A 21,025-nucleotide genomic window follows, 5' to 3' on the forward strand; every position below is an offset into this window, starting at 1 on the left:
CCGGTACGGTCGTCGGAGCCCACCCGCCGCTGATCTGACCGCCCGTCGGGCGGCCGTCCGCTCACCGGTCCGGCTCGGGGTCCTTCAGCCAGTTGATCAGCTCGGCCGAGAACGCCGCCGGGTCCTCCTCGTGCGGGAAGTGGCCGAGGCCGTCGAACAGGCGCCAGCGGTACGGCGCTTCGACGTACTCGCCCGATCCGGCCGCGCTGCGGGTCCGGGTCACCGGGTCGAGCGAGCCGTGCAGATGCAGCGTCGGCACCCGCACCGGGCGCTTCATGCGGCGGTTGAACTGGATGCCGTCAGGACGCGCCAGTGAGCGCACCAGCCAGCGGTAGGGCTCCACCGCACAGTGCGCGGTGGACGGGATGCACATGGCCCGCTGATACGTCTCGACGTCCTCGTCGTCCGGCAGTCGCGGCCCGGACCACTCCCGGATCAGCCGGCCCACCAGCGCACCGTCGTCGGCGGTCAGCTGACGCTCGGGCACCCAGGGCCGCTGGAAGCCCCAGATGTAGGAACTCGCCGCCGTCTGCCGGGGGTCCCGCAGCATCGCGGAGCGCCAGCGCCGGGGGTGCGGCATCGACACGACCGCGAGCCGCCGTACGAGCTTGGGCCGCATCGCCGCCGCCGTCCACGCCAGATAGCCGCCGAGGTCGTGGCCGACCAGCGCGGCGTCCGGCTCGCCCAGCGAGCGGATCACGCCGGTGACGTCCAGGGCGAGGTTGGCGGGGTCGTACCCGCGCGGGGTGCGGTCGCTGCCGCCGACGCCCCGCAGGTCCATGGCCACCGCCCGGTAGCCCGCGCCGGCGAGCGCGACGAGCTGGTGCCGCCACGTCCACCAGAACTGCGGGAAGCCGTGCAGCAGCATCACCAGCGGTCCGTCGCCGAGTTCGGCGATGTGGAAACGCGCGCCGTTGGCGGCGACGTCCCGGTGCGTCACCTTCGCCCCGTGGGGGAGGTCGATCCTTACGGCCGATGCCGCGGCGGGCTCCGTCATGACGACGTGCGGACCCCCGCCTCGATCGCCTCGGGCGTCCGCTCACGCGGCAGCTCCGGGCGCGGGTGCGGCTTGGCGTTCTGCAGCACGCCCGCCGACTCCTTCACCGACGCGGCGACCTTCTGCGGGCCCTGGCTCTTCTTCGCCTTCTTCGCGAACACCACACCGATCAGGGCGAGGAGGCCGGCGACCAGGACGTTGGCCGCGAAGGACAGCAGGAAGCAGACGGCCAGGTTCCAGTGGCTCCAGGTCCGAATGCCGTACGCGAGCGCGAAGTTGAGCATCGGCAGCGAGAACAGCAGGAGCACACCGGCCGCCGAGAAGGCGCCACCGCTGGTCGCGCCGCGCTTGACGTCCTGCTTGAGCTGGGCCTTGGCCAGCGCGATCTCGTCGTGCACCAGGGCCGACATCTCGGTCGTCGCCGAGGCGAACAGCTGGCCGATGCTGCGTTCGGCGCCGACCGGGCTGCCGTCGGGTGCGCTCATCGCGTTCTCCCTCTGAGGTCTTTCGTGCCGCTTGATTTGTACCGTCTCGTCAGATCATGCCGGACGGTCGCCCTCCTCGCCTGCCCCGCCCGCCACTTCCTGAAGCCCGTGGCGTGCCGCGGCGGCCTTCTCGGCGGCCAGACGCCGGTGCCCGGCGGCCTTGCGCTCGTGGATCTCGGCCATCCGCAGATGGTAGGCCGGATCGTCCTGTTCGTAGATGTCCGGGATGCCGTCCTCGTCCTCGTCGCGCTCCTCGTCCTCGCACAGTCCGCGGTACCTGGCGTTGCGGATCTTCAGCAGCACCGTGGCACACCCGGCCGCGATCAGCGATCCGGCGAGCACGGCCGTCTTCACCTCGTCGGTCAGCAGTGCGTCGCCCGCGAAGGCCAGCTCGCCGATGAGCAGCGAGACGGTGAAGCCGATCCCGGCGAGAGCGGCCACCGCGAAGACGTCCGCCCAGGCCAGGTCGTCGCTGAGGGAGGCGCGGGTGAAGCGCACGGTCAGCCACGCGCCGCCGAAGATGCCGAGCGTCTTGCCGACGACCAGCCCGAGCACCACCCCGAGCGTCTCCGGGCGGGTGAACACGTCCGCGAGCGCCCCGCCGGTGACCGACACACCGGCGCTGAACAGCGCGAACAGCGGGACGGCGAGCCCGGCCGACAGCGGCCGCACCAGATGCTCGATGTGCTCGGCCGGGGCGTGCTCCTCGCCCTTGCGAGGGGTGCAGGGGAGTATCAGGCCCATCGCCACACCGGCGATGGTGGCGTGCACGCCGCTGTTGTACATCAGCGCCCAGACGACCAGAGCCAGCGGCACGTACACGTACCAGCCGCGTACGCCCCGGCGCAGCAGCAGCCAGAAGACGACCAGACCGGCGACGGCCCCGCCGAGCGCCGGCAGACTGATCCGGTCGGTGAAGAAGATCGCGATGATCAGGATGGCGAAGAGGTCGTCGACGACCGCCAGGGTCAGCAGGAAGGCCCGCAGGGCGCTGGGCAGCGAGGTGCCGATGACGGCCAGGACGGCGAGCGCGAAGGCTATGTCGGTGGCGGTGGGCACCGCCCAGCCGTGGGCCGAGCCGTGTCCGACGACGTTGGTGAGGGTGTAGACGAGCGCCGGTACGGCCATCCCGCACAGCGCGGCGACCACCGGCAGCACCGCCGCCCTCGGGTCGCGCAGGTCCCCGGTGACCAGTTCCCGTTTGAGTTCGATACCGGCGACGAAGAAGAAGACGGCGAGCAGGCCGTCGGCGGCCCAGTGCGCCACGGACAGGTCGAGGCCGAGGGCGGCGGGGCCGAGGTGGTAGTCGCTGACGGCCTCGTAGCTGTGGTGGAGCGCGGGGATGTTCGCCCAGGCCAGGGCGGCGACGGCCGCGAGGAGGAGCAGCATCCCGCCGACGGTCTCGGTGCGCAGCGCGTCCGCGATGTAGGTCCGCTCGGGCAGCGACAGACGTCCGAGAACCTTGCGGGCGGTGTTCGGGGTGCGGGGCGCGGCCACGGCGGGGACCTCCGGTTCGGTGCGGCGGTTCGTCGGCCGTCGCCGGGGTCGCCGACGGCCCTGCCGACCAGACTTCCCGGCACACCTAGAGGTTCTTCTCGCCCTGTGGGCTTTAGTTACCGTACCTAAGGTTGTCGCGGGACGCATCCGGCGCTTCCCACGGTAGGCGCAAAAGGGGCGCCCGGCGTTTCCTGCCGGGCGCCCCGCGCGTGGCCTCGGCCCTCGCGTCGCCCCTGGGCCTCACGTGGCCCTTGGACGTGGCCCTTGCTCGGCTAGTCCTCGCTGGGCGCGGCCGGGAGCTTGTCCTGGATGAGGTCCATGACCGTGGAGTCCGTCAGCGTGGTGACGTCACCGAGCTGACGGTTCTCGGCCACGTCCCGCAGGAGGCGGCGCATGATCTTGCCGGAGCGGGTCTTGGGCAGTTCCGCGACCGGCAGGATGCGCTTGGGCTTGGCGATCGGTCCGAGCGTGGCGCCGACGTGGTCGCGGAGCTGGCCGATCAGCTTGTCGTCCTCGGACGCCGTGCCGCGCAGGATGACGAAGGCGACGATGGCCTGGCCGGTGGTCTCGTCGGCGGCGCCGACGACGGCCGCCTCGGCGACCGACGGGTGCGAGACCAGGGCCGACTCCACCTCGGTGGTGGAGATGTTGTGCCCGGACACGAGCATCACGTCGTCGACCCGGCCGAGCAGCCAGATGTCGCCGTCGTCGTCCTTCTTCGCACCGTCGCCGGCGAAGTACTTGCCCTCGAAGCGCGACCAGTAGGTGTCGAGGAACCGCTGGTCGTCGCCCCAGATGGTGCGCAGCATCGACGGCCACGGCTCGGTGAGGACCAGATAGCCGCCACCGCCGTTGGGCACCTCGTTCGCCTCGTCGTCCACCACCGTGGCGGAGATGCCGGGCAGCGGGGTCTGCGCGGAGCCGGGCTTGGCCTCGGTGACGCCGGGCAGCGGCGAGATCATCATCGCGCCGGTCTCCGTCTGCCACCAGGTGTCCACGACGGGCGTCCGGTCCGCGCCGATGTTCTTGCGGTACCAGACCCACGCCTCGGGGTTGATCGGCTCGCCCACGGAGCCGAGGATCCGCAGCGAGGTCAGGTCGAACCGCTCGGGGATGTCGTCGCCCCACTTCATGAAGGTGCGGATCGCGGTCGGCGCGGTGTAGAGGATCGTGACCCGGTACTTCTCGACGATCTCCCAGAACCGGCCCTGATGCGGGGTGTCCGGGGTGCCCTCGTACATGACCTGCGTCGCGCCGTTGGCCAGCGGCCCGTACACGATGTACGAGTGCCCGGTGACCCAGCCGACGTCCGCCGTGCACCAGTAGACGTCCGTCTCCGGCTTGAGGTCGAACACCGCCCAGTGCGTGTACGCCGTCTGGGTGAGGTAGCCGCCGGAGGTGTGCAGGATGCCCTTCGGCTTACCCGTCGTGCCGGAGGTGTAGAGGATGAACAGCGGGTGCTCCGCCTCGAACGCCTCCGGGGTGTGCTCGGCGGACTGGCGCTCCACCAGCTCGTGCCACCACACGTCCCGGCCGCTGTCGAAGGCCACGTCCTGCCCGGTGCGGCGCACCACCAGCACGTGCTCCACGTTGTCGACCTTGGCGATCGCCTCGTCGACGGCCGGCTTCAGGGCGGACGGCTTGCCGCGCCGGTAGCCGCCGTCGGCGGTGATGACGACCTTGGCGTCCGCGTCCCGGATCCGGGTGGCGAGGGCGTCGGCCGAGAAGCCGCCGAAGACCACCGAGTGGGCCGCGCCGATCCTGGCCGAGGCCAGCATCGCGATCGCGGTCTCCGGGATCATCGGCATGTAGATGGCGACCCGGTCGCCCTTGCGCACACCCAGCTCCAGCAGGGCGTTGGCCGCCTTGGAGACCTCGTCCTTCAGCTCCGCGTAGGTGATCGAGCGGCTGTCGCCGGGCTCACCCTCGAAGTGGATGGCGACCCGGTCGCCGTTCCCGGCCTCGACATGCCGGTCCACGCAGTTGTAGGCGACGTTCAGCTCGCCGTCCTTGAACCACTTCGCGAACGGAGGGTTCGACCAGTCCAGTGTCTCGGACGGTTCCTTGGCCCAGGTCAGCCGGCGGGCCTGCTCGGCCCAGAAGCCGAGCCTGTCAGCCTTGGCCTGTTCGTACGCCTCTGCCGTGACGTTGGCGTTCTGGGCCAGGTCAGCGGGCGGCGCGAAGCGTCGCTCCTCCTTCAAGAGGTTGGCCAGGCTTTCGTTGCTCACGACATCTCCCTTTCCCAGGGTGTCCGTTGTGTCCCAGGCCACAGCTCATCAGACGCGGGGGGCCGGTGACAAGGGTCGACGGCCAAATTGGTTTAGACCTGTCGGGAGTCAGGTCGCTCGGACCGGACTGCGGGCCTCTTTCACAGCGGTCACGTCCCTACCCTCAACCTTCCCCTCCTGACCCTCCTTCCCCTCCTCTTCCTCGTGCTCGTCCTCCATTCCCCACCGCCTCGCCGGTGGCCCGCCCGCGGCCTCGGCGTCGTCGGCGTTCTCGGTCACCTCACCGAACACCCCGCCCTCCGCCGCCCCGTCGAGCAGGTACGCCTGCGCCTCGCCCACGTGGAAGTACATCCCGTGCAGCTCAAGCGCACCCGCCGCCAGGGCGCGGGCCACCGGGCCATGGGCCCGCAGGTGATCCAGCTGCTGGACCACGTTGGTCAGGCACAGCCGCTCCACCGCGTCGGCGGAAGCCCGCCCGGCCAGCCGGGGCCCGGCCCGGTGGTCCTCGGCCATCCGGGTGAGGCTCGGCAGCCCGTGCCGGAGCCACCGCTTCAGCGGAGTCGCCGCGTCCCCGGGTCCGGCGGCCAGCAGCGCCTGCATCGCCCCGCATCCCGAGTGCCCGCACACGGTGATCGACCGGACCTTCAGCACCTCCACCGCGTACTCGATGGCGGCGGCCACCGAGTCGTCACCGTGCTCCTCGCCCGGCGGCGGCACCAGGTTGCCGACGTTGCGGACGACGAACAGATCGCCGGGACCACTGGCGGTGATCATGGACGTGACGAGCCGGGAGTCGGCACAGGTGAGGAAGAGCTGCGAGGGCCGCTGCCCCTCCCGCGCCAGCCGCGCCAGCTCCTCCCGCACCAGCGGGGCGGTGTTCCGCTGGAACGAGCTGATGCCGCGGGCCAGCTCCTGGGCCGCCGGCACCGCCGGTGCCGCGGGACCCGGGGAAGCGCCGGTGAGGCAGGTGCGGTGGTTGCGCCAGGGCGTCCAGGGCCGGCACCGGCAGACGGCGGCCGGGGCGGGTTCGGCGGTCCGGACCGCCGCGCGCCGGCCCCTCAGCTCGGCCGAGCCGCCCCGGGCGGTGTGGGAGTTCTGCCAGTCCTGCAGTGACTCGTACGCCGCGTGGTCCATGAACGAACCGTCCAGTTCCACCACGGCGTGGGCGCCTTGGGGTACGAGATGCAGGGCTCTGCTGAGCCGGGGTACGGCGAGGAACGTCAGCTGGCCTCGTACGTGGACGCGATGGACTCCTTCCTTCTGGTCGTGCGTGATCCGGGTGCGGGTGAGGCGGTGAAGGGCGAGCGCGACGGCCACGGCGACCCCGAGGGCCACGCCGGCCAGCACGCCGAGGAACACCACGCCGAGGGTGGTGGCGGCGTACACCAGCACCTCGCGGTGGCGGGTCACCGTGCGGATGTGGTGCAGGGACACCATCTGGATGCCGACGGCCATCACCAGGGCGGCGAGCGAGGCGAGGGGGATCCGCTCCAGGAGCGGGACCATCAGCAGCGCGGCGACTACTACGAAAACGCCGTGCAGCATCGTGGAGTTCCGGCTCACGGCACCTGAATTCACATTCGCCGTGCTGCGCACGGCCACCCCCGCGACCGGCAGTCCGCCGAGGGTCCCGGAGACGATGTTGGCGGCGCCCTGGCCGAGCAGTTCGCGGTCGAGGTTCGACCGTCCGACGTGGGCGGACCCGGGCCGGGCGGTCACCAGCTTGTCCACGGCGACCGCGCCGAGCAGGGACTGCACGCTGCACACCAGCGTGGTGGTGAGCACGGCAGCGGCGACACCGAGCACCGGCCCCTCGGGCAGTCCGGCCAGCGCGTGGCTGCTCCAGGACGGCAGGCCGACCCGGGGCAGTGCCAGCCCGCTCAGCGCGGCGGTCGCGGTCGCCCCGGCCACGGCGACCAGAGCCGCGGGGATCCGGCGCAGCAGGCGGCCGGCCCGGCCCGGGATGCGCGGCCAGGCCAGCAGCAGGGTCAGGGTCAGGGCGCTCATCGACACGGCGGCCGGGTCCACGCGGGCCAACTGGGCGGGCAGGGCTTCGAGGTTGGCGAGGACCGAGCTGTCCGGGCTGCCGCCCAGGACGATGTGCAGCTGCGCCACGGCGATGGTGACGCCGATGCCGGCGAGCATGCCGTGCACCACGGCGGGGCTGACGGCGAGCGCGCCGCGCGCCACGCGCAGACAGCCGAGCCCGAGTTGGGCGAGTCCGGCGAGGACGGTGATGCCGCAGGTGGTCCGCCAGCCGTAGCGGTGGATCAGGTCGGCCGTGACGACGGTGAGTCCGGCCGCGGGTCCGCTGACCTGGAGGGGGCAGCCGCCGAGCCGGCCGGCGACCAGTCCGCCGACGGCGGCGGCGACCAGCCCGGCCTGGAGCGGGGCGCCGGTGGCCAGGGCGATGCCGAGGGAGAGGGGCAGGGCGATCAGGAAGACCGCCACGGACGCGGACAGGTCGGCGCCCTCGACACGGAAGCGGCGGTGCCCGGCCGCCGGGGGGCCGTGCGGCGGGTGGGGGTGCTGGGTGCGAGGGGGTGCGCAGGCTGGCATGGTCCCGTCTCCTCCGGGTGGGCGCGGTCGTGGGCCGGTGTTCCCTGGGGCGGCGAGCCGGTCGCTGCCGTGGGGGCACGGCGTGCAGCGGCGGTATGCGATCAAAACTTGGTAAACGAACCGTAATGGAACGTAAAGGCTATGCATAGCTTTTCGTGGCAAATGGAGTACGGCCTCACTCAGCCGAATGAAGCGGTCATTTCATCGGCTTGTCGTATTAATTCCCTCTCGGCTCCGTGCGACTTTGGCGGCGCTGCCGGCACAACCCGGCAGACCACCGGAAAACGCCCTCGTCAGCGTTTGCCTGAGAGAAGGAAGAAGGTGGGCGGAAGATGGCCGCCACCCAGAGGATCGCCGTCGGCGCCATGGTCGCCGCGGCCTGTGCGACATCGCTGGCCGGCTGTGCGGCCGGCTCCCCCGGCACCAAGGAAGGAGCGCCCGGCCCGCGGAAGGGCGCGCCCGCGCCCGGGAGCGTGGTCCGGCTGATCGGCGACGGATCCACCGCATACACCGGTGCCCAGCCGCACCTGCCCGTGCCGGAGCGGCTCAAGCCCGGTGAGAAGCCTCCGCAGTTCGTGGTGTTCTCGTGGGACGGGGCCGGCGAGGACAGCCAGAAGCTGTTCTCCCACTTCCGCAAGGTCGCCAAGGAGAACCACGCGACGATGACGTATTTCCTCAGCGGCGTCTACATGCTGCCCGAGGACAAGCGTGACCTGTACAGACCTCCGCAGCACGCGCCCGGAAGCTCGGAGATCGGCTTCAACGACCAGCAGGGCATCGCCGACACGCTCAAGCAGGTGCGGCTCGCCTGGCTGGAGGGCAACGAGATCGGCACCCACTTCAACGGCCATTTCTGCGGCACCGACGGCGGCGTCGGCCAGTGGTCGGTGAAGGAGTGGAAGAGCGAGATCGCCCAGGCCAAGCAGTTCGTGAAGACCTGGAAGACCAACACCGGGATGACGAAGGCCCCCGCGCTGCCCTTCGACTACGACAAGGAGCTGATCGGCGCCCGCACCCCCTGTCTGGAAGGGCAGAAGAACTTCCGGAAGGCGGCCACCGAACTGGGCCTCCGCTACGACTCCAGCGGTGTCAACCACCAGCTCTGGCCCCAGAAGCGCGAGGGCCTGTGGGACGTGTCGATGCAGCTCGTGCCCTTCCCCGGGCACGACTACGAGCAGTTGACCATGGACTACAACTTCATGGTCAACCAGTCCGGCACCCAGACCCAGGGCGACCCCGACAAGTTCGACTACTGGGGCGATCAGATGCGGGACGGCCTGCTCAAGGGCTTCTACCGGGCGTATGACGGCAACCGCGCCCCTCTGGTCATCGGCAACCACTTCGAGTCCTGGAACGGCGGCACCTACATGCGTGCCCTGGACGACGTGGTGAAGCAGGTGTGCAACAAGCCCGAGGTGCGCTGCGTCTCCTTCCACCAGCTCGTCGACTGGCTCGACGCCCAGGACCCGCAGACGCTGGCGAAGCTGCGCACTCTCAAGGTGGGCGAGGCGCCCCGGCAGGGCTGGGCCTCCCTCCTCTCCGGCCGCCCGGCCCCGGCGCCCAAGGGGGTCCCCGGCGCGCCGGCGCTCAAGCAGTAGACGTCGGGCTGCGGCCCGTACACCTCAGGCGGGGGCCGCCACTTCCTCGCCGAGCACGAACTCGGGGTCGACCTGTGCCGCCAGGTCGGCCCCGGTGCGCTCATTGCCCCAGGCCTCGGCGTTCTTCAGGTGGAAGTGCACCATCTGGCGGGTGTAGCGCTCCGGGTCGCGCAGCCCGTAGGTGGCGTCGGCGGCGGTCCGCAGGGTGTGCAGGGCGTGGGCGTTGGCCTCCTCCAGGAGGTCGAACCGGGGCGGCCGGCCTTTCTCCATGGCACGCACCCAGTCCGAGTGCCCGACCGTCACGAGCAGGTCGTCCCCGACCTCCGAGCGGAGGAAGTCGATGTCGTCCTGCGCCTGGACCTTGTTGCCGACCACCTTCAGGGCGACGCCGAAGTCGCGGGCGTACTCCTTGTACTGGCGGTAGACGGAGACCCCCTTCCGGGTCGGCTCGGCGACGAGGAACGTCATGTCGAAGCGGGTGAACAGGCCGGAGGCGAACGAGTCCGAACCGGCCGTCATGTCGACCACGACGTACTCGTCGGGGCCGTCGACGAGATGGTTCAGGAACAGCTCCACCGCTCCGGTCTTGGAGTGGTAGCAGGCGACCCCCAGGTCGGCGTCCGTGAAGGGGCCGGTGACCATCAAACGGACGGCGCCGCCGTCGAGTTCCACCGGGCGGGCGCAGGCGTCGTAGACCGGGTTGGGCTCCCGGACCCGGACCAGCCGCGAGCCCCTGCCGGGCGGGGTGGTCTTGATCATCGTCTCCGCGGAGGCGATGCGCGGGTTGGAGCCGCGCAGGTGGTTCTTGATCAGCGGCAGCCGTTCGCCCATGGCGGGCAGCGCGGCCGCCTCCGCCTCCTCGAGCCCGAGCGCGGGGCCGAGGTGCTGGTTGATGTCGGCGTCGATGGCGACCACCGGAGCGCCGGCGGCCACGACGTGGCGGACGAAGAGGGAGGAGAGCGTCGTCTTGCCGCTGCCGCCCTTCCCGACGAAAGCAATTTTCATGTTCACCAAGGGTAGTCAAGTGGTAGCTGTATGTGGCAGTCGGAGTGAAGAAGACCACTCCTTCGTGGGCAGCGCGGGTGGGGTGCGTAGTGTCGTACTCATGAGTACGACAGGTGCGACCGCCGATCCGCTGGCGACGCTGGGCTCGCTGCCCGGCGTGGCCGAGTCCGTGGAGACCGTGCGCAAGGCCGTGGACCGGGTCTACGGGCACCGGATCATGCGGCGCCGCAGCAACGCGGTCACCTCCGAAGCCGCTCTGCGCGGCTCCCGCGGCTCGGCCGCGCTGTCCGGCGCCGACTGGGCTCTGGAGGAGGTCAGGCGGCGTACCGACTTCAGTGCCGACCCCGAGGCCCGCGTCGTGGGCGGGGCGCTGCGGCTGACCGCCGAGGCGGGCCAGCTGCTGTCCATCTGGCGACAGTCCCCCCTCAGGGTGCTGGCCCGGCTGCACCTGGTGGCCGCCGCGAGCGAGGGCCCGGAGACCGGCCGGCCGCGCCAGGCGGGCGAGGCGGTCGACGAGGCGCTGGTCGAGCTGCCGCTGCCGGACGCGCCGGAGGTGTCCGGCCGGCTGGAGGGCCTGGCGGACCTGATCATCGCGGGATCCACCGCGCCCGCGCTGGTCACGGCCGCCGTGGTGCACGGGGAACTGCTCGCTCTGCGCCCTTTCACCTCCCACAACGGCCTGATCGCGCGCGCGGCCGAGCGGATCGTCCTGATCGGCAGCGGACTCGACCCCAAGGCCGTCTGTCCGGCCGAGGTGGGTCACGCGGAACTGGGGCGCGCCTCCTACCTCGCCGCACTGGAGGGGTACGTGTCCGGCACGCCCGAGGGCATGGCGGCCTGGATCGCCCACTGCGGGCGGGCCGTGGAGCTGGGGGCGCGCGAGTCCACGGCGGTGTGCGAGGCGCTGCAGCGCGGGGCGGCCTGACGGAAGGGCCCGGAAACGGGTTGCGGCGGTACGAATACTCGTACCGCCGCTGGCATGTTCACCCGGTTACCAAGCGTCCTCGAAGTGTTGCCCATCAGGCCGGGAACTTTGCCCGTGACCTGGTGCGGCTGGCCCGTAATCGACGGGTCGACGTCGCGTGGGTGCCCGGTGTTCATGCGGGGCTCCGTGGGCCAAGTGCGTAGTGGTAGGTGATCCTCTCGGATGTCCTTTGGTCGCGCGGGCCTGAAACCTTTGTACTGCAAGCCCGGACCAAGCGGAACCCCTGCCTGCACTTCTTTACTTTCACGTTCAAACAGGGGTGAATCGGTCAGGAAGTGACGCTCCGGCGCCGGCTGGCGTACCAGACGAGGCCCGCCGTGGCGGCCGCGGCTCCGATCGCCGCCGCGGCCACCAGTACCGGGCGGGGCGGCACGGAGAGCGCGGGCAGCCGCTGCTTGAGCCGGACCGGCCGGCGGAACTCCAGGACCGGCCACCCCCGGGCGACGGCCTCGCGGCGCAGCGCCCGGTCCGGATTCACGGCGTGCGGGTTCCCGACGGCCTGGAGCATCGGCAGGTCGGTCGCCGAGTCGCTGTAGGCGTAGCAGCGTTCGAGGTCGTACCCCTCGGAGAGGGCGAGTTCCCTGACCGCCTCGGCCTTGGTCGGGCCGTAGGCGTAGTACTCCACCTCTCCGGTGAAGCAGCCGTCCTCGCCGACGACCATGCGGGTGGCGACCACCCGGTCGGCGCCGAGCAGCTCGCCGATCGGCTCGACGACCTCGGCGCCCGAGGTCGAGACGATCACGACGTCTCGGCCGGCGGTGTGGTGCTGCTCGATGAGGGAGGCTGCCTCGTCGTAGATGAGCGGGTCGATCAGGTCGTGCAGGGTCTCGGCGACGATCTCCCGTACCTGCTGGACGTTCCAGCCGCGGCACATCGCGGACAGGTACTCACGCATCCGCTCCATCTGATCGTGGTCCAGTCCGCCGACCAGGAAGACGAACTGGGCATAGGCGGTCCGCAGTGCGACCCTGCGGTTGATCAGGCCACCCTGGTAGAAGGACTTGCTGAAGGTGAGCGTGCTCGACTTCGCAATGACCGTCTTGTCCAGGTCAAAGAAGGCCGCTGCGCGGGGCAAGGAGTGGTTTTCCACGCCCCTGAGCATAGGCGCCCACCATTCGGCGTAAGGTGAGGCGTGTGGGTTTGCCTGAGAGGGCTCTCGGGTACACCATGGAAGTCACGGATCGTTCGCGACCGTGCTAACCCGGTCCGACTCCTCCCCCCCCCGAGTCGGCCGTGGGGACGACCCCCGCTCTCCCCCCCGGCGGGGGTCGTCGCATGTCCGGACACGTTTTCCTCCTCTTTTCAACCAGTCGCGTGAGCGGCCGCGGCCCACTGGGCCGCCCTTCGCCATGCCCTCCCGCTGTCACGCACGGTAATCATCGGGCTGCGCTGTGGAAGTCGTCCAGGGATCGGTGCACGGCTCACCGGTATGGGTGACGGCGATATTCACAACCACTGAGTTGTCCACTGTTTTCCACCAAGATCCACATGATTTCCCGCTTCGCCGCACCGTGATTCCTGCGCGCTCCGACCGCGGCGAGTTCGAGGCCGGTTCCGATTGCCGGGCGCGTATGGCCGATTCCGTTCGGCCGTTCATATGGAGGCCGCTTGCCGGTTCTTCACATCTTCGGGAATCGCGTGGCCGCAGGGGCCGCGCGGAACGCGCAGCGAAGGGGGACCACACGTGTCCGCAACCGTCACCCACGACCCACCGCCCGGCACGGCGGACCGGCCGGGGCGGCCGCTCATCGTCACCGAGGACGCCCAGCTCCTCGACGACCTGCTGCGCCTGTGCGCGGCCGCCGGCGCCACCCCGGAGGTCCACCACGCCGTGCCGGACCACGGCGACGGCTGGGACACGGCCCCACTCGTCCTGGTCGGAGACGACGCCGCGCGCCGGGTGCGCGGAGCCCCGCGCCGCCGCGGCGTGGTGCTGGTCGGCCGCGACCAGGACGACTCCGGGGTGTGGAAGCGGGCCGTCCAGATCGGCGCCGACCACGTCCTGATGCTGCCGGACGGCGAGCAGTGGCTGGTCGACAGGATCGCGGACGTCGCCGAGGGCGTCGGCCGCCCCGCCCTCACCGTCGGAGTCATCGGCGGCCGGGGCGGGGCCGGTGCCTCCACACTGTCCTGCGCCCTCGCCGTCACCTCGGCGCGCGAGGGGCTGCGCACCCTTCTCGTGGACGCCGACCCACTCGGCGGCGGGCTCGACGTGCTGCTCGGCGGCGAGAGCGCCGAAGGACTGCGCTGGCCGGCCTTCGCCGCCTCCCGCGGCCGGGTCGGCGGCGGCGCCCTGGAGGAGTCGCTGCCCCGGCTGCACGCGCTGCGGGTGCTCAGCTGGGACCGCGGCGACTGTGTCGCGATCCCGCCCCAGGCCGTGCGCGCGGTACTCGCCGCCGCCCGGCGACGCGGCGGCACCGTCGTGGTCGACCTCCCGCGCCGTCTGGACGACGGGGTCGCCGAGGCCCTCGCCCAGCTCGACCTGGCGCTCCTGGTCGTCCCCGGTGAACTGCGGGCCGTCGCGGCCGCCGGACGGGTCGCCTCGGCGGTCGGCATGGTCGTACGGGACCTGCGGGTGGCGGTACGGGGCCCGTACGCACCCGGCCTGGACGACCGCGAGGTCGCCCGGCTGCTCGGCCTGCCGCTGGCCGGCGAGGTGCCCCTCGAACCGGCGCTGCTGCGCCCGCGCGGGACCGCGAAACCGCCCGCCGCGACCGGACGCGGCCCCCTGGCCCGGTTCTGCGCCACCTTCTGGGAGCAGGCCCTGGTCGAGGCGGGAGGCGCCCGATGACCCTGCCCGGGATGGACCTGGCCGACGGCGCGGCCCTGCTCGACGGAGTACGCCGGCGACTGGCCGAGAGCGGCGCCGAACCCACACCCGCGCGCGTGGCCCAGGCGCTGCGCGAACAGGGCCGCGTGCTGGGCGACGCGGAGGTCCTCGGGGCGGCCGAGCACCTGCGTTCCGAACTCGTCGGCAGCGGCCCGCTCGAACCGCTGCTCACCGACCCGGGCGTCACCGACGTCCTGGTGTCCGCTCCCGACCGGGTGTGGGTGGACCGCGGCGGCGGCCTGGAGCTGACCCGGGTGACCTTTCCCGACGCGGCGGCCGTACGACGCCTCGCGCAGCGCCTCGCCGCCGTGGCGGGACGCAGGCTGGACGACGCGCGCCCTTGGGCGGACGCCCGGCTGCCCGACGGGACCCGGCTGCACGCGGTGCTGCCTCCCGTGGCCGTCGGCTGCACCTGCCTGTCCCTGCGCGTGGTACGGCCCAGGGCCTTCACCCTCGACGAACTGGTCGCGGCGGGGACCGTGCCGCCCGACGGTGACCGCATCCTCCGGGCGCTGCTGGCCGCCCGGCTGTCCTTCCTGGTTAGCGGCGGCACCGGCAGCGGCAAGACGACCTTGTTGAGCGCCCTGCTCGGCCTCGTCGGACCCGGCGAACGGATCGTGCTGGCGGAGGACTCGGCCGAGTTGAGACCCGATCACCCGCACGTCGTCCGGCTGGAGACGCGGCCGGCGAACCAGGAGGGGGCCGGCCTGGTCACCCTGGAGGACCTCGTCCGTCAGGCGCTGCGGATGAGGCCCGACCGGCTGGTCGTCGGCGAGGTGCGCGGCCCCGAGGTGGTGCATCTGCTGGCCGCGCTCAACACCGGACACGAAGGCGGCTGCGGCACCGTGCACGCCAATGCCGCCGGGGACGTGCCGGCCCGCCTCGAAGCGCTCGGCACGGCGGCCGGGCTCGACCGGGCCGCGCTGCACAGCCAGTTGGCCGCCGCGCTGTCGGTGGTGCTCCACCTCGTGCGTGATCCCACCGGGCGGCGCCGGATCGCCGAGGTCCACGTGCTGGAACGGGACGCCTCCGGACTGGTGCGGACGGTGCCGGCGCTGCGCTGGGGCGCCCGGTCCTTCCACCGGGAGAGCGGCTGGGCGCGGCTCAGGGAGTTGCTGGGGGGTGGGTTCGCGAGCGGGGACGAGGAGCGGTGCGGGCTTGCCCAGCCCCAACTGCGGGCGGGCGACGAGCGGGACGAGAACGACGGGAGGTCGGGGTGGGGGAGAGCACCGGATGAGCGAGCGGTGCGGGGTGAGTGAGCGGTGCGGTGTGAGCGAGAGGGCTGAGATGAGGGAGAGGGGTGAACGGCGTGAGTGAATTGAGCGCTGAGACCACGATGGGCGCCGCGGTGGCCTGCGTCGGGGCCGCGGTCTGGATGGTGGGTGGCCGGCAACAAGGGGTGCGCCGGGCGCGGCTGCTGCTGGCCGACGGCGGGGCGGTCGCGACCGGACCGCCCTCCTGGGAGCGGGTTTTGGCCGAACTGCGCGAGTTGAGGGCGCGGTTGGGGGCGGAGTGGTGGGCGCTTGCCGCAGGGGCGCTGCTCGCGCTGCTGGGTTCCTCGCCGATCCCGGTCGTCGCGGGAGCGGCCGGGGTGCCGGTGCTGCGCCGGATGCGGCTGGCCCGGCAGGCTGGGAGGGACCGGGAGGCGCGCGCGGACGCGGTGATCGGTCTGTGCGGGGCGCTGGCCGGCGAGGTACGAGCGGGACGGCAGCCCGGTGACGCGCTGCTGCGGGCCGCGCGGGACTCCGGTGGCCTGGGCGACGCACAGGCGGCGGTGGTCGCGGCCGCCCGCTTCGGCGGGGACGTGCCGGGAGCGCTGGCCGTCGCGGCCCGCCAGTCCGGCGCCGAAGGGCTGCTGGGTCTGGCCGCCTGCTGGCGGGTGGCCGTGGACCAGGGCGCCGGACTGGCAGCCGGTCTCGACCGGCTGGACGGGGCGCTACGAGCGGAGCGCGACCAACGAGCTGACCTGCGAGCCCAGTTGGCGGGAGCCCGGGCCACCGCCCTGATGCTCGCGGTGCTACCCGCCCTCGGGCTGCTGCTCGGCTCCGCCATGGGCGCGGACCCGCTACGGGTGCTGTTGCACAGCGGAGCAGGACTGGGCTGCCTGGTGGCCGGAGCGGTGTTCGAGGCCGCCGGGACGTGGTGGGCGGCCCGGATCGTGCGGGGAGCCGAGGCGGCATGAGCGGAGAAGTCGTCCACAGGCTGGGGATGACGGTTGCCGTCGCACTGGCCCTCGGCTGGGCGGTCCGGTCGTTGGAGAGGGCCCGGATCCGACGCCGTGCACGTCGTCGGGTGACCGCACTGCTGGCCGCACGGGAGGTCGAGTCCGGTCCGGCCCCGGAGGTCCGGCAAGCCCTGCGGCGGTGGCTGCCGATGGCCGGTGCGGTGTGCGGGGCGTGGGTGCTGGTCGGCGGGATCGGCGGTGTGGTCGTCGGGCTCGCTGTCGCGATCGGACTGTGGCGGTGGCGGCGCAGACAGGAGCCCGCTGATCCGGCCGGGGAGATCGATTCGGGCTTGGCAGCAAGTCAACTACCGCTGGCGGCGGACCTGCTGGCCGCCTGCATCGCGGCCGGCGCCGGACCGGTGATCGCCGCGCACGCGGTGGGGGAGGCCCTGGGCGGCCCGGTCGGGGACGCGCTGGCCCGGGGCGCGGCGGAAGCCCGGCTCGGCGGTGAGCCGGCGGACGCCTGGCGGCGGTTGGGCCGACTGCCCGGAGCCGGACCGCTGGCCCGGCTGCTGGAGCGGGCCGACGAGTCGGGTCTGCCCGCGGCGGGACCCGTCGCCCGGCTCGCCTCGGACGCGCGGGCCGCATGGGCGCGCAGCGCCACGGCGCGGGCGCGCAGGGCCGCCGTGCTCATTTCCGCACCGGTGGGGTTGTGCTTCCTGCCCGCGTTCATCGCGATCGGCGTGCTGCCCGTGGTGATCGGGTTGGCGGGCGGGGTGCTGAGAGGAGGAGGCGGCTGACTGCGGCGAGTAGGACCTGCGCATGACGGCGGTAGGTGAAGACCTGCGCAGGCGAGTGAAGACCGTTCGACCGTTCGACCGTTCGACAACAGGATCTGGCGAAAGGAAGTTGGGATGAGGAAGAAGGCTGCGGAGATGTGGGCGCGTCTGCGGGAGCGATGCCGCAGGGACGCGGGAATGGTGACCTCCGAGTACGCGATGGGGATCATCGCGGCGGTCGGGTTCGCGTTGCTGTTGTACGAGGTCGTCACCAGTGGCCAGGTCAAGGCGGAGTTGCAGTCCATCGTCAAGCGAGCCCTCAGTGCGCGGACGTGAGCGGAGGGGGGACCGCGGGTTCGTGACCGTGGAGTCGGCCCTGGTGCTCTCCGTGCTGGTGGCGTTCACCATGGCGCTGGTCTGGGGGCTGCTCGTGGTGGCGGCGCAGATCCAGTGCCTGGACGCCGCCCGCACGGGTGCCCGGGCCGCTGCCCGGCAGGACCCGGCCGACAAGGTGGTGGAGGTGACCCGGCAGGCGGCGCCGGACGGGGCGCGGGTGACGGTGGGGCGGACCGGCGACCAGGTGCGGGTGACGGTGGTGGCCCGGCCTCCGGTGCTGAGCGGGCTGCCGTTCGAGGTACGGGAGGAGGCCGTCGCGGCGGCGGAGGAAGCGGTGGGGGCGGGTTCCCCGGGCCTGGGCCGGGGCCCGGAGGCCGATCCGAGTTCGGCGACGCCGCCGGGATCGGCGAGAGGGCCGGGGCCGGGTAGAGGCGCGGTAACAGGGGCCGGTACCCGGGAGGTGGTGCCGTGAGGCGGTGGTGGCGGGGCGGGAGCGGTGTGTTCCGGCCTCTTGCCCGCCCCGGCCGCTGGGCCCTCGGCGCTCGCCGACTGGGTTCGGACCGCGGCTCGGCCACCGTCTGGAGTCTCGGGGCGATCACCGTGCTGTGCGTCGTCTTCGGTGCCGTGCTGGCGCTCGGACAGGCCGTCGCCGTCCGGCACCGGGCGGCCGGGGGCGCCGACCTGGCGGCGCTGGCCGCGGCGGACCACTGGTTCGAGGGCGGCCCGGGGGCCTGCGCACGGGCCGAGCGGGTGGCGCGGGCCCAAGGGGCGCGGTTGGTGCGGTGCACGATCGTGGGCGAGACCTCGGACGTGACGGCGGCGTCGGGACACGGCGTGTTCGCGGCGGAGGTCAGGGCCAGGGCGGGGCCCGCGGGGCCGCTGCCGACCGTACCGGCGCCGGCCGGGTCCCCCGGCTGACGCCCGCCCCGCAAGTCGCACGGCTCAGCTCTCGGCGGGCTCCTGCCGGTCCGCAGGCGGCTGCTGGTCCACCGGCTCCTGCCGCTCAGCCGGCTCCAGCCGCTCGGCCGGCTCCTGCCGCTCAGCCGGCTTCAGCCGCTCGGCCGGCTCCTGCCGCTCCTGCACCTCCTGCGGTTCCTCCTCGGGTGCGTCGCGCAGCAGCACCGTGAGGAGGCGTACCGCGCCCCTCTTGTGCAGCGGGTCGTTGCCGTTGCCGCACTTGGGGGACTGGATGCAGGAAGGGCAGCCCGACTCGCACTCGCAGGACGCGATGGCCTCACGGGTGGCGGCGAGCCAGGCGCGGGCGGTGTGGAAGGCGCGCTCGGCGAAGCCCGCTCCGCCGGGGTGGCCGTCGTAGACGAAGACCGTGGGCAGGAGCGTGTCGGGGTGGAGCGGCACCGACACACCGCCGATGTCCCAGCGGTCGCAGGTGGCGAACAGGGGCAGCATGCCGATCGAGGCGTGCTCGGCGGCGTGCAGGGAGCCGCCGAGGATCTCCGGGGGGATTCGGGCCTCGTCGAGCTGGTCCTCGGTGACCGTCCACCACACCGCGCGGGTGCGCAGCGTACGAGGAGGGAGGTCGAGTTTCGTCTCGCCCAGCACTTCGCCCGTGATGAGCCGTCGGCGCAGGAAGGAGACCACCTGGTTGGTGACCTCGACGGAGCCGTAGCACAGGCGGCCCGAGCCCCAGGGCACCTCCACGTCCGTCTCCAGGACGGAGATGGCGGTGGTGTCGCGGGCCACCGTGGAGTAGGGCGGTTCGGCCCGCTCGACCAGGGCGACCGAGTCCTCCAGGTCGAGGGAGCGCACCAGGTAGGTGCGGCCCTGGTGCAGGTGGACGGCGCCCTCGTGGACCGTGGAGTGCGCGGCGCCCGCGTCGACCGTGCCGAGCAGCCGGCCCGTGCCCTCCTCGACGACCTGGACCGGGCGTCCGCCGGCGCCGCGGATGTCGGTCAGGTCGGCGGCGCGCTCCCGGCGCGTCCAGTGCCAGGCCTTGGTGCGGCGGCGCAGCAGCTTCGCGGCCTCCAGCTGCGGCAGCAGGTCCGTGCAGGCCGGGCCGAAGAGGTCCAGGTCCTCCTCGGTGAGCGGGATCTCCGCGGCGGCGGCGCACAGGTGCGGGGCGAGGACGTAGGGGTTGTCGGGGTCGAGGACATTGGATTCGACCGGTTGGCCGAACAGTGCCTCCGGGTGGTGGACCAGGTAGGTGTCCAGCGGGTCGTCGCGGGCGACGAGTACCGCGAGCGCCCCCTGGCCGGAGCGGCCCGCGCGGCCCGCCTGCTGCCACACAGAGGCCCGCGTGCCCGGGTACCCGGCGATCACCACGGCGTCCAGCCCGGAGACGTCCACACCCAGCTCCAGGGCCGTCGTGGCGGCAAGACCGAGGAGCTCGCCGGAGTGCAGGGCGCGTTCCAGGGCGCGGCGCTCCTCGGGGAGGTAGCCGCCGCGGTAGGCCGCGACACGCCGGGCGAGGGAGCGGTCGACCTCGGCGAGCCGTTCCTGGGCGATCACGGAGATCAGCTCGGCGCCACGCCGGGAGCGGACGAAGGCGACCGACCGCACGCCCTGCACCGTGAGGTCGGTGAGCAGGTCGGCGGTCTCGGCGGTGGCGGTACGCCGTACGGGTGCGCCCCGCTCGCCGCGCAGCTCGGTGAGCGGGGGCTCCCAGAGGGCGAAGACGAGCTCTCCGCGCGGGGAGGCGTCGTCGGCGACCTCGACGACCGGCAGGCCGGTCAGCCGGCGGGCGGCGACGGCGGGCTCGGCGGCGGTCGCGGAGGCCAGCAGGAAGACGGGGGAGGCGCCGTAGCGGGCGCACAGGCGGCGCAGCCGGCGCAGTACCTGGGCGACGTGGGAGCCGAAGACGCCCCGGTAGGTGTGGCACTCGTCGATGACGACGTACTTGAGCGTCTTCAGGAAGGAGGACCAGCGGGGATGGGAGGGCAATATGCCCCGGTGGAGCATGTCGGGGTTGGTCAGGACGTAGTTCGCGTACTGGCGGATCCACTCGCGTTCCTCGAACGGCGTGTCCCCGTCGTACACGGCTGGCCGAACGGCGTTCCCCAAAGGTTGGGAAAGTTCTTTCACCGCCCGGCACTGGTCGGCCGCGAGGGCCTTGGTGGGCGCCAGGTAGAGGGCGGTGGCGCCCCGGCCGTTGGGGGCCTCGGAGCCGTCCAGGAGGGCCGTCAGGACGGGCACGAGGTACGCGAGGGACTTGCCGGACGCGGTGCCGGTCGCGACGACCACCGAATCGCCGTCCAGGGCGTGCTCGGCGGCCAGCGCCTGGTGGGCCCACGGGTGCTCGATCCCGCACGCCTGTACGGCGGCGATCACTTCCGTGCGAATTCGATCAGGCCAGACGGCATGCCGACCCGCGCGCGGGGGCAAGTGCTCCGTATGAGTGATGCGCGCGGACCGACTCGGCCCGGAGGCGAGTCGGTCCAGGACCATGCCCGGAGACGGGCGGGACGCCGGGTCTGCCAGGGGTCTGTCGGATCGGTGATTCTTGGCCATCGGCACCGAGTGTGTCACCGGCGTGACGGACAATGGGGCCAAGGCGTCGTGCACGCCTGCCGGTAAGTGATTGAATGCCATCGCGGCTGGCGTTGCG

General features: G+C 72.5%; 16 protein-coding genes and 1 pseudogene. 9 read left to right on the forward strand and 8 right to left on the reverse strand.

Annotated elements, in window-relative coordinates; translation table 11 throughout:
- Positions 1–61 precede the first annotated feature (61 nt).
- From B446_RS20480 to B446_RS20500, 5 genes are all read right to left on the reverse strand, one after another.
- On the reverse strand, positions 62–997 hold the full coding sequence (locus B446_RS20480; RefSeq protein WP_020941351.1) for an alpha/beta fold hydrolase: 936 nt from the start codon (positions 995–997) through the stop codon (positions 62–64).
- Positions 994–1,482: a phage holin family protein gene (locus B446_RS20485; RefSeq protein ID WP_020941352.1), complete on the reverse strand. Its 489-nt coding sequence runs from the start codon at positions 1,480–1,482 to the stop codon at positions 994–996. The genes B446_RS20480 and B446_RS20485 overlap by 4 nt, the downstream gene beginning before the upstream one ends.
- Before the next feature lie 54 nt (positions 1,483–1,536).
- Complete coding sequence (gene nhaA / locus B446_RS20490; protein WP_020941353.1) at positions 1,537–2,979, reverse strand: Na+/H+ antiporter NhaA; 1,443 nt, start codon at positions 2,977–2,979, stop codon at positions 1,537–1,539.
- A gap of 272 nt (positions 2,980–3,251) precedes the next feature.
- A complete protein-coding gene (acs, locus tag B446_RS20495; RefSeq protein ID WP_020941354.1) occupies positions 3,252–5,207 on the reverse strand; it encodes an acetate--CoA ligase in 1,956 nt (651 codons plus the stop codon).
- A 108-nt stretch (positions 5,208–5,315) separates the two neighbouring features.
- Positions 5,316–7,766 (reverse strand): SulP family inorganic anion transporter, encoded by a 2,451-nt coding sequence (locus B446_RS20500; protein WP_020941355.1) that lies wholly within the window; start codon positions 7,764–7,766, stop codon positions 5,316–5,318.
- A gap of 332 nt (positions 7,767–8,098) precedes the next feature.
- Between B446_RS20500 and B446_RS20505 the strand changes: the two genes are divergently transcribed.
- Positions 8,099–9,364 carry a hypothetical protein gene (locus tag B446_RS20505; protein WP_020941356.1) on the forward strand — a complete coding sequence of 422 codons (1,266 nt, stop codon included), beginning with the start codon at positions 8,099–8,101 and terminating at the stop codon, positions 9,362–9,364.
- Between the two features lie 24 nt (positions 9,365–9,388).
- Here B446_RS20505 and B446_RS20510 read toward each other — a convergent pair whose 3' ends face one another.
- Positions 9,389–10,369, reverse strand: coding sequence for an ATP-binding protein (locus B446_RS20510; protein WP_193384476.1), 981 nt, complete (start codon positions 10,367–10,369; stop codon positions 9,389–9,391).
- Positions 10,370–10,469: 100 nt separating this feature from the next.
- On the opposite strand from B446_RS20510, the gene B446_RS20515 reads away from it, so the two are divergent.
- Positions 10,470–11,294: a Fic family protein gene (locus tag B446_RS20515; protein WP_020941358.1), complete on the forward strand. Its 825-nt coding sequence runs from the start codon at positions 10,470–10,472 to the stop codon at positions 11,292–11,294.
- Positions 11,295–11,622: 328 nt separating this feature from the next.
- Here B446_RS20515 and B446_RS20520 read toward each other — a convergent pair whose 3' ends face one another.
- Positions 11,623–12,456: an HAD family hydrolase gene (locus B446_RS20520; RefSeq protein ID WP_043476125.1), complete on the reverse strand. Its 834-nt coding sequence runs from the start codon at positions 12,454–12,456 to the stop codon at positions 11,623–11,625.
- Positions 12,457–13,038: 582 nt separating this feature from the next.
- Here B446_RS20520 and ssd point away from each other — a divergent pair.
- The 7 genes and pseudogenes from ssd (at position 13,039) to B446_RS20555 (ending at position 18,381) form a co-directional block, all read left to right on the forward strand.
- Positions 13,039–14,145, forward strand: a complete 1,107-nt coding sequence (gene ssd, locus B446_RS20525) for a septum site-determining protein Ssd (protein ID WP_020941360.1) — start codon at positions 13,039–13,041, stop codon at positions 14,143–14,145.
- Complete coding sequence (locus tag B446_RS20530) at positions 14,142–15,443, forward strand: TadA family conjugal transfer-associated ATPase (protein ID WP_020941361.1); 1,302 nt, start codon at positions 14,142–14,144, stop codon at positions 15,441–15,443. The genes ssd and B446_RS20530 overlap by 4 nt, the downstream gene beginning before the upstream one ends.
- Before the next feature lie 77 nt (positions 15,444–15,520).
- On the forward strand, positions 15,521–16,366 hold the full coding sequence (locus B446_RS20535; protein ID WP_043478750.1) for a type II secretion system F family protein: 846 nt from the start codon (positions 15,521–15,523) through the stop codon (positions 16,364–16,366).
- The gene (locus tag B446_RS20540; RefSeq protein WP_078614764.1) at positions 16,363–17,148 is read left to right on the forward strand and encodes a type II secretion system F family protein; all 786 of its coding nucleotides are present in this window, start codon (positions 16,363–16,365) and stop codon (positions 17,146–17,148) included. The genes B446_RS20535 and B446_RS20540 overlap by 4 nt, the downstream gene beginning before the upstream one ends.
- Positions 17,149–17,262: 114 nt before the next feature.
- Positions 17,263–17,463: a DUF4244 domain-containing protein gene (locus B446_RS20545; RefSeq protein ID WP_020941364.1), complete on the forward strand. Its 201-nt coding sequence runs from the start codon at positions 17,263–17,265 to the stop codon at positions 17,461–17,463.
- Between the two features lie 22 nt (positions 17,464–17,485).
- Positions 17,486–17,812: pseudogene (locus B446_RS20550) on the forward strand (TadE family type IV pilus minor pilin); the annotation flags it as partial.
- Positions 17,813–17,961: 149 nt separating this feature from the next.
- The gene (locus B446_RS20555; RefSeq protein ID WP_234967527.1) at positions 17,962–18,381 is read left to right on the forward strand and encodes an Rv3654c family TadE-like protein; all 420 of its coding nucleotides are present in this window, start codon (positions 17,962–17,964) and stop codon (positions 18,379–18,381) included.
- 24 nt (positions 18,382–18,405) lie between these two features.
- On the opposite strand, the gene B446_RS20560 is transcribed toward B446_RS20555, so the two are convergent.
- A complete protein-coding gene (locus B446_RS20560; protein ID WP_234967528.1) occupies positions 18,406–21,009 on the reverse strand; it encodes a DEAD/DEAH box helicase in 2,604 nt (867 codons plus the stop codon).
- Positions 21,010–21,025: the final 16 nt, after the last annotated feature.

The sequence above is a fragment of the Streptomyces collinus Tu 365 genome (assembly GCF_000444875.1).
Lineage (GTDB): Bacteria > Actinomycetota > Actinomycetes > Streptomycetales > Streptomycetaceae > Streptomyces > Streptomyces collinus_A.